Source organism: Actinoplanes lutulentus (genome assembly GCF_003259845.1).
Taxonomy (GTDB): domain Bacteria; phylum Actinomycetota; class Actinomycetes; order Mycobacteriales; family Micromonosporaceae; genus Actinoplanes; species Actinoplanes lutulentus.
The window spans coordinates 602,662-617,551 of record NZ_QLMJ01000002.1 but is presented as its reverse complement, the minus strand read 5'-3'; the positions used below and the strand labels follow the sequence as shown (position 1 = coordinate 617,551).

14 protein-coding genes are annotated in these 14,890 nt (G+C 72.0%); 6 read left to right on the top strand and 8 right to left on the bottom strand.

Going from position 1 to position 14,890, the window contains the following annotated elements:
- Positions 1 to 61: 61 nt before the first annotated feature.
- The 5 genes from B0I29_RS06130 (at position 62) to B0I29_RS06110 (ending at position 5,421) form a co-directional block, all read left to right on the top strand.
- A complete protein-coding gene (locus B0I29_RS06130) occupies positions 62 to 439 on the top strand; it encodes a PIN domain-containing protein (protein WP_111648035.1) in 378 nt (125 codons plus the stop codon).
- A 363-nt stretch (positions 440 to 802) separates the two neighbouring features.
- A complete protein-coding gene (locus B0I29_RS06125) occupies positions 803 to 1,063 on the top strand; it encodes a hypothetical protein (RefSeq protein WP_111647843.1) in 261 nt (86 codons plus the stop codon).
- Between the two features lie 4 nt (positions 1,064 to 1,067).
- Positions 1,068 to 1,958, top strand: a complete 891-nt coding sequence (locus B0I29_RS06120) for a hypothetical protein (RefSeq protein ID WP_111647842.1) — start codon at positions 1,068 to 1,070, stop codon at positions 1,956 to 1,958.
- A 20-nt stretch (positions 1,959 to 1,978) separates the two neighbouring features.
- Complete coding sequence (locus B0I29_RS06115; RefSeq protein WP_111647841.1) at positions 1,979 to 4,720, top strand: FtsK/SpoIIIE domain-containing protein; 2,742 nt, start codon at positions 1,979 to 1,981, stop codon at positions 4,718 to 4,720.
- Positions 4,717 to 5,421 (top strand): hypothetical protein, encoded by a 705-nt coding sequence (locus B0I29_RS06110; protein ID WP_111647840.1) that lies wholly within the window; start codon positions 4,717 to 4,719, stop codon positions 5,419 to 5,421. Before B0I29_RS06115 ends, B0I29_RS06110 begins: the two co-directional genes overlap by 4 nt.
- Here B0I29_RS06110 and B0I29_RS06105 read toward each other — a convergent pair.
- The 8 genes from B0I29_RS06105 to B0I29_RS06070 form a co-directional block, all read right to left on the bottom strand.
- Entirely contained in the window at positions 5,413 to 6,633 is a 1,221-nt protein-coding gene (locus tag B0I29_RS06105; RefSeq protein ID WP_111647839.1) for a cupin domain-containing protein, read from the bottom strand. The genes B0I29_RS06110 and B0I29_RS06105 overlap by 9 nt on opposite strands.
- Positions 6,633 to 6,890, bottom strand: coding sequence for a BatC protein (locus B0I29_RS06100; RefSeq protein WP_111648034.1), 258 nt, complete (start codon positions 6,888 to 6,890; stop codon positions 6,633 to 6,635). Before B0I29_RS06100 ends, B0I29_RS06105 begins: the two co-directional genes overlap by 1 nt.
- Before the next feature lie 243 nt (positions 6,891 to 7,133).
- Positions 7,134 to 7,556 (bottom strand): TraR/DksA family transcriptional regulator, encoded by a 423-nt coding sequence (locus B0I29_RS06095; protein WP_111647838.1) that lies wholly within the window; start codon positions 7,554 to 7,556, stop codon positions 7,134 to 7,136.
- A gap of 199 nt (positions 7,557 to 7,755) precedes the next feature.
- Complete coding sequence (locus B0I29_RS06090; protein ID WP_111647837.1) at positions 7,756 to 8,385, bottom strand: nucleoside/nucleotide kinase family protein; 630 nt, start codon at positions 8,383 to 8,385, stop codon at positions 7,756 to 7,758.
- 52 nt (positions 8,386 to 8,437) lie between these two features.
- Positions 8,438 to 8,887, bottom strand: coding sequence for a winged helix-turn-helix domain-containing protein (locus B0I29_RS06085; protein ID WP_375790609.1), 450 nt, complete (start codon positions 8,885 to 8,887; stop codon positions 8,438 to 8,440).
- Between the two features lie 360 nt (positions 8,888 to 9,247).
- Complete coding sequence (gene secA2, locus B0I29_RS06080) at positions 9,248 to 11,539, bottom strand: accessory Sec system translocase SecA2 (RefSeq protein ID WP_111647835.1); 2,292 nt, start codon at positions 11,537 to 11,539, stop codon at positions 9,248 to 9,250.
- Between the two features lie 57 nt (positions 11,540 to 11,596).
- Positions 11,597 to 12,700 (bottom strand): zinc-dependent alcohol dehydrogenase, encoded by a 1,104-nt coding sequence (locus B0I29_RS06075; RefSeq protein WP_111647834.1) that lies wholly within the window; start codon positions 12,698 to 12,700, stop codon positions 11,597 to 11,599.
- Positions 12,693 to 13,685, bottom strand: a complete 993-nt coding sequence (locus tag B0I29_RS06070; RefSeq protein WP_111648033.1) for a Gfo/Idh/MocA family protein — start codon at positions 13,683 to 13,685, stop codon at positions 12,693 to 12,695. Before B0I29_RS06070 ends, B0I29_RS06075 begins: the two co-directional genes overlap by 8 nt.
- A 183-nt stretch (positions 13,686 to 13,868) precedes the next feature.
- Between B0I29_RS06070 and B0I29_RS06065 the strand changes: the two genes are divergently transcribed.
- Positions 13,869 to 14,882: a glucosyl-3-phosphoglycerate synthase gene (locus B0I29_RS06065; protein ID WP_111647833.1), complete on the top strand. Its 1,014-nt coding sequence runs from the start codon at positions 13,869 to 13,871 to the stop codon at positions 14,880 to 14,882.
- Positions 14,883 to 14,890 lie beyond the last annotated feature (8 nt).

Here is a 14,890-nt window from a genome sequence, read left to right as displayed (position 1 = left end):
CGGGTCCCTGACCCCAGCGTTCCAGGAGCCGGGCGCTCCGACACCGATATCCGGCGTTCCGCTGGTCAACGTCGCGCTGGTCATCGTCGACGGGGCGAATGTCGTCGGCTCGGTGCCGGACGGCTGGTGGCGCGATCGGGCGGGTGCCGCGGTCCGGCTCCGCGACAACCTCGCGGCGGTGCCCGCCGCGGGCCTGGACGGCGTCCCGGCCCCGGTCGAGGTGATCCTGGTCGTCGAGGGTCAGGCCCGGGACATCCCGCAAGCTCCCGGCGGCGTGCGCATCGAGCGCGCGTCGCGCTCCGGCGACGACAAGATCATTGACTTGGTACGCGCGGAACAGGGCCGCCGCGTCATCGTGATCACCGCCGACCGCGGCCTGCGGGAGCGGGCCGTGGCCCTGGGCGCCGAGACGAAGGGCCCGTCCGCGGTCCCCCGCTGATGGCCGTTGCACGCAACCGGGAGCCGCACTGCGCAGTCGATTGGTGACAGCGCGCGACCCGGTACCCCCGGGGCGGGAAAACCCGGGAAAGCGGCGCAGCGACACGCCAGGTGTGCGGGCCACCACCCCACCGAGGAGTGGATCTAGCCCTGACCGGGTAGGACCCCGATGTGGCGCCGCCTACGCCATGATCCACAATGGACACGGCGATCACCAGGGCGGATCGCTACTTTCGCACTGCGTCCACACCGAACCCCGGTAACCCCGGCCACTGCCAAATCAGGGCATCCGAGGACGGCCGGGCGGGAACCGGGCGGTAGGCTGCGACTGGAAGCAGAGTTTCGTAACAGGAGGCTGCAAAGCGTGGCCAGTGTCGCCGAAGTCAGATCCGCCGTGGACGCCGCACTTGAGCAGGTTCGCGAGGGGCAGGCGGCGATCGAGGCGGCTCGGCAACGACTCGGTGAGGCGCAGCAGAGCCTCGCGGCGGCCCTCGACGGCAGCGCGAGCGACCTGGTCGGAGCGGCGCACGCCTCCCTGTCGCAGGCCGACCAGCAGTTGGAAGAGTGCCTGGGCGCGACGCTGGTGGCGGTCGAGCAGGCGCAGACCTACACGGCGCAGCTCTGACGCGATGTCGTTGCTGCAGGAACTCGGCGCCCAGCTTCGCGCGACCTCCGACGAGCTACCCAGCGGACTGATCACCGCCGCGATGGAGCGGCTCCGCAACGCCACCGAGATCCTCAACTGGGTGCGCGAGCAGTCGGTCGACGATTTGGGCGTACCCGTGCTGGGAAATGCCACCGAGCATGCGGAACGCGCGGCAGCGGCCGTGCGTGTCGCGCAGGACGCGATCGAGGCCTACCTGGCGGCGGCCGGCCTGGCCGGGACGCCCGGTGCCGCGCCCGGGCAGGAGTGGCGGGCCGCGCTGAAACACGACGAGAGCCGCCAGGCGGAGAAGCCTCCCGCTGAGCGATCCGAGTCGCTGGGACCGTGGTGGCAGGCGCGGGTGGCCGAGCTGACCGGCGAGCCGGCCCCGGAGCGGCAAGAGGGACAGCAACCGGAGAAGACCGGCTCGTCCGAGCTGCTCAGGCGGGTCGCCGCCGGCGTGCGGGCCGGTGACCGCGCTCGTCTCGGGCGGGAACTGCACGCGGTGTCCGCGTCCACCGGGCTCGGCCTGGCCGCGCTGACACCGCAGGTGCTGCACCGCCTCGCCGGCGATCTGCTCGGTCACGAGCCGCGGCCGGAGGACGTTCCGCGGTTGCGCAGCGCCGCCGAGGCCCGGGTGAAGTCGCTGCTCCCGGGCACGTCCCCGGCGGTCCTGGAGACGCTGATCGGCCGGATCTGCCGGGCACCGATGAAGGAGCAGCAGCAACAGCCCGACCATCCCGCCGACAACGCGGTGACGGCGAGCGTTCTGACCGGCGTCCTGCTGGCCAGGCTCGGCCGTGACGCCGGGTCGCTGAACCCCGATGCGCCCGAGCCGGTACGCCCGAGGGCCGACTCCCAGGAGGACCGCTCATGAAAACGACCAAACGGTAGGAAATGTCGGAATCTACCAAGCAGCGCGTCATGGAGATCCGGGCCGGGCTCTCGCACGCGCTCGGCGCCGCACAGACCGCGCTGCAGCACGCACAGCAGGCGGCGGCCGCCGCGGACGAGCACCGGCGCCGGGTGACCGACGCGGTGACCGGCCGCCGGCGCAAGCTGTCCGCGGCACGTGACCAGCGGATCGCCGACATCGTCTCCTGGCACGACACCGAGCTGGCGGCCCTCGCCGGCGCGGCGGCGGCCGCGGCCGATCGGGCCGCGCCCGGTGCGGCCGGCGAGCCGTGGCACAGCTGGGAGGTGACCCCGCTGGCGAAAGCCGCCGAGCTGCGCGTCGGCCGGCTGCTGCTGCCGGAGGCGCCGCATCCGCACCCCGAGCGCACCCAGCGGGCCGAACCGAGCCCGTGGGCGACCGCGCCCGGCACACCCCGGGAACCCGCCGAGCCGCTGCCGGACGACGACCAGCCGGAGGTTCCGGCGCTGGTGCCGCTGCTCGACCACGGGCACGTCGTGGTCGGCGGCGACGACCGGCTCGCCGACGAACTGGTCGCGAGCCTGCTGCTGCGCGCGCTGGGCACCAGTGCGGCCGGCATGGTGCAGATCGTCGGGTACGACCCCGAGCACCTCGGCGGCGGACTGGCCGGTTTCGCACCCCTGGCCACCGCGGGCGTGCTCACCTTCGCCGGCCCGAGCGAGCTTCCCGCCCTGCTCGAGGACATGGTCGGCCACGTCCGCCGGATCAACGAGAAGGTCCTGGCCGGCGAGTACGCCTCACTGCGCGAACTGCACGCCGTCACCAAACGGCGCCCGGAGCCGTGGCGGGTGGCAGTGCTGCTGGGCGCGCCGGAGCTGTCCCGGCACGAGCGCAGCCAGCTGGACCGGTTGTTGCGTACCGGCGCGGCCTGCGGGGTGCACCTGGTCATCCACGGGCTGGCGGTGGAGCCCGGTCCCGGCATCGAGTTCGTGCACGCGGCGCCCGGCGACGACGCCCGGGTGGCCGGCGCCGGCGATCTTCCGGTCCGCCTGGACCCCGGCCCGCCGCCGGGTGTGCTGACCGCGACCTGCCGGCAGATCGCCGAGGCGGTGGCCGCCGGTCCGGCGCCGGTCGCGCTGGAGAGCCTGCTCCCGGAGGCCGGCCAGGAGTGGCAGGAGAGCGCGGCGGCCGCGCTGACCGCGCCGCTCGGCGACAGCCCGCAGGGCTCCACGGTCCGGGTGACGCTCAGCGACTACCCGCCGCACGCGCTGATCGCCGGCCCGTCCGGCACCGGCAAGACCAACTTCATCTACGCCTGGCTGGGCGCGCTCGCGGCCCGGTACTCCCCCGCCGAGCTGGCCTTCTATCTGCTCGACTTCAAGGAGGGTGTGTCGTTCGCCCGGTTCGCGCCGGGGCGGCGGGACCCGAGCTGGATGCCGCACGTCCGGCTGGTCGGTGTCAACGTCAACACCGACCGCGAGTTCGGCCTGGCGCTGCTGAGGTTCCTCGGCGGCGAGCTGCGCCGCCGGGCCGACGCCGCCAAGCAGCACGAGGTCACCAACCTGGCCGAGCTGCGCGCCGAGGACCCGGAAGGCTCCTGGCCGCGGATCGTCGCGGTGGTCGACGAGTTCCAGGTGCTGCTCTCCGGCCGGGACGCGGTGGCCGCCGAGGCCGTCGACCTGCTCGAGGACCTCGCCCGCCGGGGCCGGTCGCAGGGCATCCACCTGGTGCTCGCCAGCCAGGACGTCTCCGGCATCGAGGCGCTGTGGGGCCGGCCCGCCCTGGTCGCGCAGTTCTCGCTGCGGATCGCGCTGCCCAAGGCCCGCCGGGTGCTCGCCGAGCAGAACAACGCCGCCGACACGCTTCCTCGCTACCACGCCGTGGTCAACGCCGACTCCGGCGCGGCCTCGGCGAACCAGGTGGTCCGGGTGCCGGCGGCCGGTGACCGGGACCAGTGGAGCGCGCTGCAGCATCGGCTGTGGCGTAAACGGCCGGCCGAGCTGGGGCCGCCCCGGCTCTTCGACGGCGACGTGGTGCCGCGCCTGGCGGAGAGCCCGGACTTCCGGGCGCTGCGGCCGTCCGAGTCGCCGGCCGCGCCGATCGCCCTGCTCGGCGAGACCATCGACGTGACGGCACGCTCCGCGCGTACCGTGCTGCGCCGCGCGCCCGGCCGCAACCTGGCCGTGCTCGGCACCCGGGTCGACGAGGCGTGCGCGGTGCTCGCCACCGCGGCCCGCTCGCTCGCCGCGCAGTTCGAGCCGGACGGCGCCCGCTTCTCGGTGGTCTGCCTCGACCAGGACGCCCAGGCCGCCGCCGAGGCGCTGCACGCCCGGATCCCGGAGTGCGGCTGGTACGACAGCGAGAACGTCGACTGGCTGCTGGAGGACGCCGCCGCCGAGGCGACAGCGGCCTGGCCGGCCGATCGGCCGCACTTCATCCTGATCTACGCGGCCGACGCGCTGCCCGGTGGCAAGGCCGCCGCCGACCAGCTGCGGACCGTGCTGCGCCAGGGTCCGGAGCGACGGTTGCACGTGCTCGGCTGGTGGCGTGGCGCCGGCCTGCTGCGCGACTCGCTCGGCGGGCACGCGTCCCGGACCGATCCGATCGGCGCGTGGGTCGCCCTCGACGTGCACGGCAGCGAGCTCGCGCCGTTCTACCCGGGCGCCGGCGCTCCGAACTGGTACCCGCGGCCCTGGCGGGCCCTGCATTTCGACCGCTCGGTGCATCGTGGCGCCGAGGTCATCATCCCTTACGGAACCTCATGAGCGAATTGCAGCCGTCCGACTTCGAGCGGGCCGACTACCGTACCGTCCTGCGTCGTCTCACCACGCTGGACCAGCGCGCCGCGGCGCTGCGCGAGGAGGCCGAGCGGTGGCACGCCGAGCGCGCCACCGCGGCCTCCGACTCGGTCAAGGAAGCGGAGGACGAGGTACGCGTAGCGCGGCACGCCGTCCGCGAGGCGCAACGTGACCTGGAGACCGTCGACGCGCGGGCGGCCGGCCTCTGGTCGGAGTTCGTGCACCGGGTCGGCCCGGCCGCGGAACGGTTCGGGCGGACCCTGCCGCCGGCCAGCATCCCGCGCCAGCGCTCCGAACGCGGCGCCCAGGATTACCTGGACGAGGTGGAGACCCGGGTGAAGTACACGCCGCCGGCCCGGCCGCTCACCTTCGGGACCACGGTGCTCTTCGGCATCCTCGGGTTCGCGGGCGGGGTGCTCGGCGTCATCGGGAACACCGCTCTGCGGCAGACCGGCGAGGCCGCGGGCGGGGACTGGCACCAGGCCGCGCCGGTGGTGGCGCTGCTGGTGCTGCTCGCCTGCCCGGTGCTGGCCGTGGTCACCGCGAAACTGGTGGCCGATCGCCGCGGCGTCGGCCTGGACACGGCCGCGGTGGCGACGGTGCTGACGACCGGGCTGGTGACCGCCGGCCTGCTGTTCACGGCGGTCCAGTTCGCCCAGTCAGCCTGAGCCTGCCGGGACCACCAGCGCCTCTTTCAGCAGCCGGCGGGCCAGGACCAGGCGGTCGGCTGCCTCGCGCAGGGGCAGGCCGGCCACCGCGTGCGGGGTTCCGTCCAGAGCGGCCCGGACGGCCGGCTCGCACGATGCCGGGAACGTCAGCTCCCGGCCGGGAACCCGCAGCTCCACCCGGTCGTCCGGGACGGACGCCAGCCGCCATCGCAGGCCGGGCCGGACGATGATCTCATCGGAGCCGGCGAGGGCGTCGGCGAAGTCCAGCTGCGCCAGCGGGCTGATCGGCGCCGGGCGGGCGGCCGGCCAGACCCGGTCGCGGAGCCGCCCGGCCAGCGCGGCCGGGTCCGCCGAGCTCAGCCAGTCGCGCAGGGCGGCGACAGTGGCCGCCAGCTCCGGTTCGATCGCGTCCGGGTCGGCAACGTCCAGGCCGTACGGCAGGGTGGTGCGCAGCGTGGGATCGGCGGCGGCCAGGGTCAGGAGTTCCTCGACCAGGGCGTACCGGGTCAGGCCGCGGATCCCGGCGGTGAGATGCAGTGACCGGCCGCCCAGGGCGCGCGCCGAGTGCAGCCAGCCGCGCGGCAGGTAGAGCGCGTCACCGGGTTCGAGCACCACGTCGAGGGCCGGTTCGCCCTGCGCGGTCGCGGCCACCTCGTCGGCGCGGCCGCCCCACGGCTGCTTCTCCAGCGGGTCGGCCAGCACCGGCGGGTGCACGCACCAGCGTTTGACGCCGTCCACCTGGAGGACGAAGACGTCGTGGGTGTCGTAGTGGGTATGGAATCCCTGGCTGGCCGGCGGCGTCAGGTACGCGTTGACCTGCACCGGGCGGTTCAGTTCGGCGCCGAGCTCACCGGCGAAGGCGATCAGCGGCGGCCAGAGCCGGTGCAATCCTTGGAGCACCAGGGTGGCGCCATCCGCGTACAGACGCATGACGTCCTCGTCGCGGACCTGGTCGGTGATCTCCGCGCCCGCGCCGCCGCCTCCGGTGAACCGGCTCGCCGGCAGCACCTCCCCCTGGCGCGCCACCCGCAGGAACGGGGTACGCAGCCCGCGCCGGCTGAGCAGCTCGTCGACGTCCGCCGGGCCGAGCAGACCGGTGAAACCGCCCGGGCCGCCGAGGTCGGCGGCCCGGGACAGCAGTGGCTCACGGCCCCAGACGGCGCCGGCGAACGTGTCGCCGTCCAGGGCGACGACCCGGGAGAGTGCGGTCATCAAGAGGCGCTGCCGTCGGCGCCGCCGTCCCGCCCGCTGGGGTTCGCTCCCCCGTCGGCCGGGCCCTCGCCCGAGGCGCCGCCGTCCGCGCCGCCGTCATGCCCGGCCGGGTCGGCGCCGCCGTCGGCCGGGCCCTCGCCCGCGCCACCGTCCGCACCGCCGTCGCGGCCGGTCGGGTTGGCACCGCCGTCCGCCGGGCCTTCGCCGGCGAGGCCGTCCGGGTCCGAGCTGATGATCTCTTGATCGCTGAGTGCCATGATTCGCTCCTTATGCCAGATATGACCGATCAGCGGCATACCCGCGATGATCAGGTCTAATCCCGCCCGGAGGTGGCTCCTGAAATGAAACGACGGCCGTCGAAGTAAATACTTCGACAGCCGCCGGGGTGACGACGATCTCATTGACGAGTGCCCATTTCGGCGCGGCAATGACGATTTTCGAAATAGGTGGTCGTTGTTTTCCGGGTACCAACCGGCCTCAGCCGGGCCCCCGGAAAAACGTCAGCTCGCCCGGCGCTCGCGCACCGCCTTGCAATTCACGCACGTGGTCGCGGACGGGAAGACCTCGAGCCGCTCCACCGGGATCGGGTGGGAACAGCCCTCACAGTTGCCGTAACTGCCGGCGTCCAGCCGCTGCAGGGCGTGCTCCGCCTGCGTCCGCCGCTCCAGCAGGGTGCGCAGCAGCGAACTGGCCGCGTCGCGCTCGGCCGTCTTGGATCCACTGTCGGCCTGGTCGTCGCCGGCCGCGTCACCGATCTCCACAAGGCGGAGTCGATGGTTCTGCGCCGCGGCTTCCTCGTACTCGGCATTGAGTTCGTCGAACCGGCTGCGCAGGATCACCCGGATCTGCTCGGTCTCCTCGGACGAACGCGTCTTCACCGAGCCAGCGCCCTTACCCGCAACAATCGCTCCGTTGACGAGCATGCAGTCCCCCTGCCCTTCATTCAGCCCCAGCCGGTGGTATCTACCGCAGGTCATCCTCGTCCCGCGGACCGGCTCGGTGGAGCCGGACGATACCCACCGCCGGAGATCCCAAACGGGAGCCCCGCGAAAAAGTAACCGGAGCATAACTGTCAGTGGTTGAATCCGCCACGGACTCGGCACACGGGTCTTGTGCCGAGACTCACCTCTCGATCACGAGGGCGGGACGGCGGGGGTCGTCGAGGCGTACGACGACGTCGGCAAACGTCTCCGGGGCGACCTCGGCGGTGTACCGGTGCAGGGCCGGCAGGGTCCAGCGCTGCTCCTCGGCGGTGCGGCGCTCCAGGGCGGCCGGCGAGAGCTCAAGATGGACGGAGAAGTCGAACGGCAGGCCGGATCCGAGCAGCAGAGGGCCGCTGACCAGCACGATCGCGGTGCCGGCCAGCTCCTGGTACGCCTGGCGCGCGGCCCGGTCGGTGCTCGCGTCCCAGAGCCGGGTCACGATCCGGCCGGAGCCGTCCGCACCGGCCGGGACCAGGACTTCTCTCGTCAGGCCGGCCTCGTCGAACCAGCCGGCGTAGAACGAGTCCGGATTGGTCCGTCCGAACTCCAGACGCAGCGACGCGGGCCGCAGGAAGTCGCCGGTGTCCACCCGGACGGCCGGGCGGCCGCGGAGCCGCAGCGGGCCGACCAGGGCGTCGGCGAGACGCGCCGGATCGGCGGCGCCGGGGCCGTCGACGGCCACCCGCACCCGGCTGTCGGATTCCCGACTCGTGATCTGGTCAGCGAGACCCTCGACCAGGTTCTCGAAAGTGACGGGAACGACGCGCATTCGTCCATGATCCTCGCTCGCGGCAAGCTTGGCGAAAGCGCGTGATCACCCGTCAGTCGTGCGGCATGATCTCGATGCGGGCGTCGTCGGCCAGCCGGTAACCGACCCCGTACACCGTCGTGATCGCCGGTACGCTCGCGCCGAGCTTGAGGCGCAGCCGGCGTACGTGCACGTCCACGGTGCGCTCTCCGGCCCTCTCGTACCCCCAGACGGCGGCGAGCAGCTGCGCCCGGGAGAAGACCCGGCGGGGCCGCTCGGCGAGGTACAGCATCAGGTCGAACTCGAGCCGGGTGAGCGGCAGCGCCTCACCGTCCAGCAGCGCCTGCCGGGACCCGGTGAGCAGACGCACCTCAGGCCCCTCGGCGAGAGGCTGATCGGCGGGCACGGCCGGTTCCACGGTGACCGTGCCGCGGCTCAGCTCCACCAGCTCACGGACCGCGGTGAGCAGTTTGTGTGCCTGCGGCGAAACGGCGTCCCCGGTGAGCGGAATGGCCAAGGTCACGGTGAGCGCAGGCTCGGCGGTACGACGGGCGGATCCACGGCCCGGTCCGGCAGAACGGCGATCGGCACGCGGCGACAATGCGCTGCCCGGCATTGATATGGCCCCCAGAATTTGTTGCGGCAAGCGAATACAACCGATCACTGTGCGTAAAGCGGGGACGATATTTCCTGCCCGCACGTTCACGGGTCAAGTCGCCAACCACAGTGTGGGAAAGACGTTCCACATTGTTCATCGTCTCCGAAACGTATTCCGGGAACGGTTTCTGTCAGCCTCATTAAAGATTGCCGAACGGAACAAACGCAGAAGGGCTTTCTCCCAGTCGGGAGAAAGCCCTTCGGAACAGCCACGGACAGCCGCGGATCAGCCGCCGGAGGTGAGGCGGCGGCCGACGGCCGCGATCAGCCGGTCCAGCTCGGAGCCGAACGGGTTGTCGTGCACGAGGTACGTCCACGTGGCGCTGGGCCGGACGATCTCGGCGCGCTCGGGCTGCCAGCCGTCGGTCAGGTCGACCTCGTCGAACGTCTCGATGGTCCGCGACTCGACCTTGGTGAGCAACTCCTGGAAGGCCGGCACGGCGGCCCGGTGGAACTCGTCCAGCGGGTCCAGCTTGCCGAGCGCCCGCAGGTGCACACCCTCGCGAACCTCGGAGAGGAACGCCAGGTGGTCCACCCAGAGCCGGTCCAGGTGGAAGAGAGCGATCGCCCGGGCCGCGTCGGAGAGGACGTCCTCGTCGATCTCCTTGGCCTTCTCCGGCGTCCGCTCCAGCAGCATGATCGCGGCGACCTCGGAGGTGAGCAGCCGCTCACGACGCTCGGCCAGCAGCAGACGCTGCTGCTCGATCACGACGCTGTACCGCCAGGTGTTGCGGTGGATCTCGTAGTTCACACCCTCGGCGACCCGCTGGGCGTGCTCGACCGCGTAGTCCACCTGCGGGTCGTGCACCACGCCGTCCATGTCCATCCGCGGCGAGGCGGGCAGGATGTCGCCGGCGTGCCGGAAGACCAGCTCGTCCTCGAGGCTCACGAAGAAGACCGAGGCGCCCGGGTCGCCCTGCCGGCCGGCCCGGCCACGGAGCTGGTCGTCGACGCGGCGGCTGTCGTGCCGGCCGGAGCCGATCACGTAGAGACCACCGAGCTCGACCACCCGCTCACGGTCCGCCTCGTCGCTGCCGCCGAGGCGGATGTCGACACCACGACCGGCCATCTGGGTGGAGACGGTGACCGCGCCGAGCGCGCCGGCCTCCGCGATGATCGCGGCTTCCTCGGCGTCGTTCTTCGCGTTCAGCACGCTGCTCGGCACGCCGGCGTCGGCCAGCTGCTGGGCGAGCCGCTCGGAGGCCTTCACGTCGAGGGTGCCGATCAGTACCGGCCGGCCCTTCTCGTGGGCCAGCTTGATCTCCTCGACCAGGGCCTCGTCGCGCATGTCGTGCGCCGAGTAGATCCGGTCCGGGTCGTCCTCGCGGATGTTCGGGGTGTTCGGCGGGATCACCGCCACCTCGAGCTTGAAGTACTCGCGCAGCTGCTCGCCGACGTGCACCGCGGTCGCGGTCATGCCGCAGACCGTCTTGTAGAGCGCGATGAAGGCCTGCACCGTGATGGTGTCCAGAACCTCGCCCTCGGCGGTCGCGGACAGGCCCTCTTTCGCCTCGACGGCCGCCTGGAGGCCGTCCGGCCAGCGGCGGCGCTGAGCGACCCGGCCGCGCATCTCGTCGATCAGCTCGACGCTGCCGTTGCGGACGATGTAGTCGACGTCGCGGCGCAGCAGGGCGTGCGCGTGCAGCGCCACGTTGAGCGCGGAGAGGTGGGCGACCTGCTCGTCGGCGTACAGGTCGACGTCGCCGAGCTCGGACTCCAGGTGCTTGAGGCCGTCGTCGGTGAACGCGACGCTGCGGCCGTCCTCGGCCACCTCGTAGTGCTTGTCCTTGCGCAGCTCACGCACCAGCGTGGCGGCCTCGTGCACCGGGTCGCTCTCGGTCGCGACGCTACCGGCGAGCACCATCGGCACCCGGGCCTCGTCGATCAGGATCGAGTCGGCCTCGTCGACGATGCCGGTCGCCAGCTCGCGCTGCACCCGGTCGGCCACGTCGGTGACCAGCTGGTCGCGCAGGTAGTCGAAGCCGGCTTCGCTGACCGAGACGTAGGTGACGTCGGCGAGGTACGCCTCGCGGCGCTCCTCCGGCGTCATCGCCTCGGTCACCCAGGCGACGTTGAGCCCGAGGAGCTCGTAGATCGGCTCCATCCAGGTGGCGTCACGCTTGGCGAGGTAGTCGTTGACGGTCAGCACGTGCACCGGGCCGTGCCCGAGACGCGTGTGGCCGTACGCGGCGAGTGTCGCGGTGAGCGTCTTGCCCTCACCGGTGGCCATCTCGACGACCCGGCCGTCGAGCAGCGCCATGGCGCCGAGGAGCTGAACGTCGTACGGCCTCTGGCTGATGGCGCGGCGGGACGCCTCACGGCCGATCGCGCAGAGCTCGACGTAATCGGTCGCCTCCCGCGCGGCCTCGGTCAGCGCCGCGTCATCCAGCTCTTTCAGCGCTTCCTCACGCGCTTCGATCGCACCGAGCCGCTTCGACAACGGCCCCAGGTCCACCGTCGTACCCGGACGCTGCAGAAACTTTCGGAAACGGTTCTTGAACCGCTGCGACACACCCATGGCGGGCAACGGTACTTTATTTTCCCCGGTCTCAGGCCACGGACCTCCGCCCGTTGCTCAGAACGAGAGCACCACCTGCGTCTCCTGACGCTTGCGCCCGGCCAGTTCGGTGAGCACTTCCGGACCTTCGGCGAACGGCACCACGGCGGTGACCAGGTGTTTCCGGATCGCGTCACCGTCGGACCGAAGAAGATCGAGGGTGGCGGCGGAGAGCCGTTCCCGATCCCAGGAGTGCGCCAATCCGCGCGGAACCCTGCCGATCTGCGCACAGCGGACACCCAGCCCGTTGTGGTGGAATTCCTCGCCGAGCCGGACCTCGTCCGCGCCGCCCGGATAGAAAGCCAGGTCGATCACCGTCGCCTGCGGGCGGAGCAGCCGCAACGCGAGGTGCAGCGCTGCCGCCTGCCCACGACACTGGAAGACCACGTCGGCGCCGCGGTCGCCGTCGGCGTGCCGCCAGAGGGTCTTCAGGATCACCGCCGGGTCGTCCGCGTCCGCCGAGCTGTCCAGCGTCGCCAGGCCCAGGGCCTCGGCGACCGCGCGCCGCGCCGGGGTCGGATCCAGGACCACCACCGAGGCGGCGCCGTGCGCGCGGGCGAGCAGCGCGGTCAGCACACCGACGACACCGGCGCCGACGACCGCGACCCGGGCGCCCAGCACCCCGTCACCGAGCGAGCGCACCGATGGGCCGAATCGGTCAGCGGCCGCGTGCAGCAGACCGTTCGCGCAGATCGGGCCCATGTGCGCGGCGTAGATGCCGAGCAGCGGGTCCAGGCCGTCCGGCAGCACCACGACCCGGTCGCGCAGCGGATGCCCGGTGTACCCGGTGCGATGGCCGTAGGTCATCGCCACCACGGTCCCGTCGCGGTAGGCCGGCGTGCGGCTGTCCTCGACCCGGGCCACCTCCATGTAGCCCAGCCGGTTCACCGGATAGGCCTGCTCGGGTGGCGCGCCGAAGAGTCCGAGCGCGGTGTCGAAACCGGCGTGCAGCGCGGGGTTGGTGCCTTTCAGAAAGGTCAGTTCGGTGCCGGCCGAGATGCCGCTGAACAGCGTCCGGGCCCGGAAGCCGCCCTCCGGTACCGGTTCGCTCGCCACCTCGGCGATCTCCACCGTGCCGGGCGCGGTGACGACGAGATTCTTGTCAGGATTCTGGTCAGGCACGCGCGGCCTCCGTGCGGCTCACGCTGATCGGGCGGCCGGCGGCCACCGACGCGCTCACTGCCAGAGCCACATCATGGGTACGCGTGGCCTCCGCGTACGGCACCCGGATGTCGTCCTGCTCGCCCCGGACGGCGGCCACGAACGCCCGGTCGACGGCGTGGTGGGCGATCACCGGGTCACAGTCGATCACCTCGGTGCCCGAGCCGTCCCGGATCACCAGCTCGGTTTCGGTCAGTGCCAGGGCCAGGCCGTCGGCGTACACCTCCAGGCCGGCCCGCTGCTTCCAGCCGAGCACGCAGGTCGCCGCGAGGGTGCCGACCGCACCGGAGGCGAACCGCAGCACCGCCGTGGTGGCCCCGTCGACATCCGCCCCGGGTGTGGCCGGCGCCTCCGGCGGCGTCCCGTTCCCGTACGCGAAAACCTCGTCCACCTCCCCGCCGAGGTGCCGGGCCAGGTCGATGACGTGTGCCGCCTGCTCGACGACGGGCCCGCCGGACCGGTCGGCCCGCGCCCACCAGGAGACCGGCGGCACCTTGTCGAGCCAGGCGCCGCTGATCAGCCGGATCGGACGTCCGCCGAGCAGTTCGCGGGCTCGTTCGACCACCGGCAGATATCGCCAATGGTGACCAACAGCAGTTGTCAAATCACGCTCGGCAATCAACGCAGCGATTTCGTGAGCGATTTCACTATTGATCGAAATGGGCTTTTCCACGAACATCGGCAGCCCGGCCGCGATCACCGCCCGTTCCGCGTCGCCGTGCGCAAACGGCGGAACGCAGACGTAAACGGCGTCCAGACCGGAATCGATCAGGGCCTCGACGGTCGGGAACACCCGTGCGCCATGGTCGCCGGCCAGTCGCGCCGCCGCCTCCGGCAGCACGTCGGTCACGCCGGTGACCTGCGCGTCCGTGTTCTCGGAGAGGACTCGTGCATGACGCGCCGCCACGCCGCCCGCACCGATGATGCCGATCCTGGTTCTTGCCACGTGCTCTCCGTCCACCCGCTCGGTCGATTCGCAGCGATGGATTACCAGCGGACGCGATCCCAAACCATCCATAAGGGAGGACACCTACCCGCATTCAATCTGTAACCATCCAGAAAGATTGACAAAGCCACATCCCGGGAAAGGCCTGCGGCGCCAGAAGATCGCGAGCTTGGGGGAAAGCTGATGTGGCAGGCGAATGACACAGCCTCACCGATCGTCGAGGCGTGGACGACGTACCGGACCGGGCGGGCTTCCCAGTGGACGCCGGAGCAGCTGCTCGCGGCGAAGGGCGGTACCGGGGTCAGTGTGGTGATCCCGGCCCGCAACGAACAGGCCACCATCGGCGCGATCGTGTCCACGATCCGCCGGGAGCTGGTCGAGCGGATACCGCTGGTCGACGAGATCGTCGTGGTCGACTCCCGGTCCACCGATGCGACCGCGATGGTCGCCCGCCGGGCCGGCGCCCGGGTGGTCAGCCAGGACCGGCTCACCCGCGGGCTGCCCCGGATGGAGGGCAAGGGCGACGCGCTCTGGGCCGGGCTCGCGGCCAGCACCGGCGACGTCGTCGCGTTCGTCGACGGCGACCTGCGGGAGTTCTCCGCGCACTTCGTCACCGGGCTGCTCGGCCCGCTGCTGACCGACACCACCGTTGATTTCGTCAAGGGCTTCTACCACCGGCCGCTGATCGGGACGGCAGGTGTCGAGACCGACGGCGGCGGCCGGGTCACCGAGCTTGCGGCACGGCCCCTGCTCAACCTGTTCTTCCCGGAGCTGTCCGGATTCGTTCAGCCGCTCGCCGGCGAGTACGCCGGCCGCCGCCGCACCCTGGAGCGCATCCCGTTCGTCTCCGGGTACGGCGTCGAGGTCGGCATGCTGATCGACCTCGTCGACCTGGTCGGGCTGGACGCCCTGGCCCAGGTGGACCTCGGCGAGCGCAAGCACCGCCACCAGGGCACCGAGGCGCTCGGCCGGATGGCCGCGCAGATCATGGTGACCGCCTGGTCCCGGATGCACCGGCGCGGCCTGGTCGGCGACTCGCTGCCGCCGTCCACCCTGCTCACCCAGTTCCGCCGGGGCGGCGACGACGCGCTGCCCAATCTGGACCGGCAGATCGCGATCACCGAGACCGGCGTGACCGAGCGGCCGCCGCTCATCTCGCTCGACCTGCCCGCGCTCAACCGGGCGGTCGCCGCGTGAAGGTCCTG

Bases quoted from the DNA above. Each gene is read 5' to 3' on its own strand.
- B0I29_RS06105 (WP_111647839.1), bottom strand. From the start codon at position 6,633: ATGACCGCACTCTCCCGGGTCGTCGCCCTGGACGGCGACACGTTCGCC.
- B0I29_RS06090 (WP_111647837.1), bottom strand. From the start codon at position 8,385: ATGCGCGTCGTTCCCGTCACTTTCGAGAACCTGGTCGAGGGTCTCGCT.
- secA2 (WP_111647835.1), bottom strand. From the start codon at position 11,539: ATGGGTGTGTCGCAGCGGTTCAAGAACCGTTTCCGAAAGTTTCTGCAG.
- B0I29_RS06065 (WP_111647833.1), top strand. From the start codon at position 13,869: ATGTGGCAGGCGAATGACACAGCCTCACCGATCGTCGAGGCGTGGACG.
- B0I29_RS06095 (WP_111647838.1), bottom strand. From the start codon at position 7,556: ATGCTCGTCAACGGAGCGATTGTTGCGGGTAAGGGCGCTGGCTCGGTG.
- B0I29_RS06115 (WP_111647841.1), top strand. From the start codon at position 1,979: ATGTCGGAATCTACCAAGCAGCGCGTCATGGAGATCCGGGCCGGGCTC.
- B0I29_RS06120 (WP_111647842.1), top strand. From the start codon at position 1,068: ATGTCGTTGCTGCAGGAACTCGGCGCCCAGCTTCGCGCGACCTCCGAC.
- B0I29_RS06110 (WP_111647840.1), top strand. From the start codon at position 4,717: ATGAGCGAATTGCAGCCGTCCGACTTCGAGCGGGCCGACTACCGTACC.
- B0I29_RS06100 (WP_111648034.1), bottom strand. From the start codon at position 6,890: ATGGCACTCAGCGATCAAGAGATCATCAGCTCGGACCCGGACGGCCTC.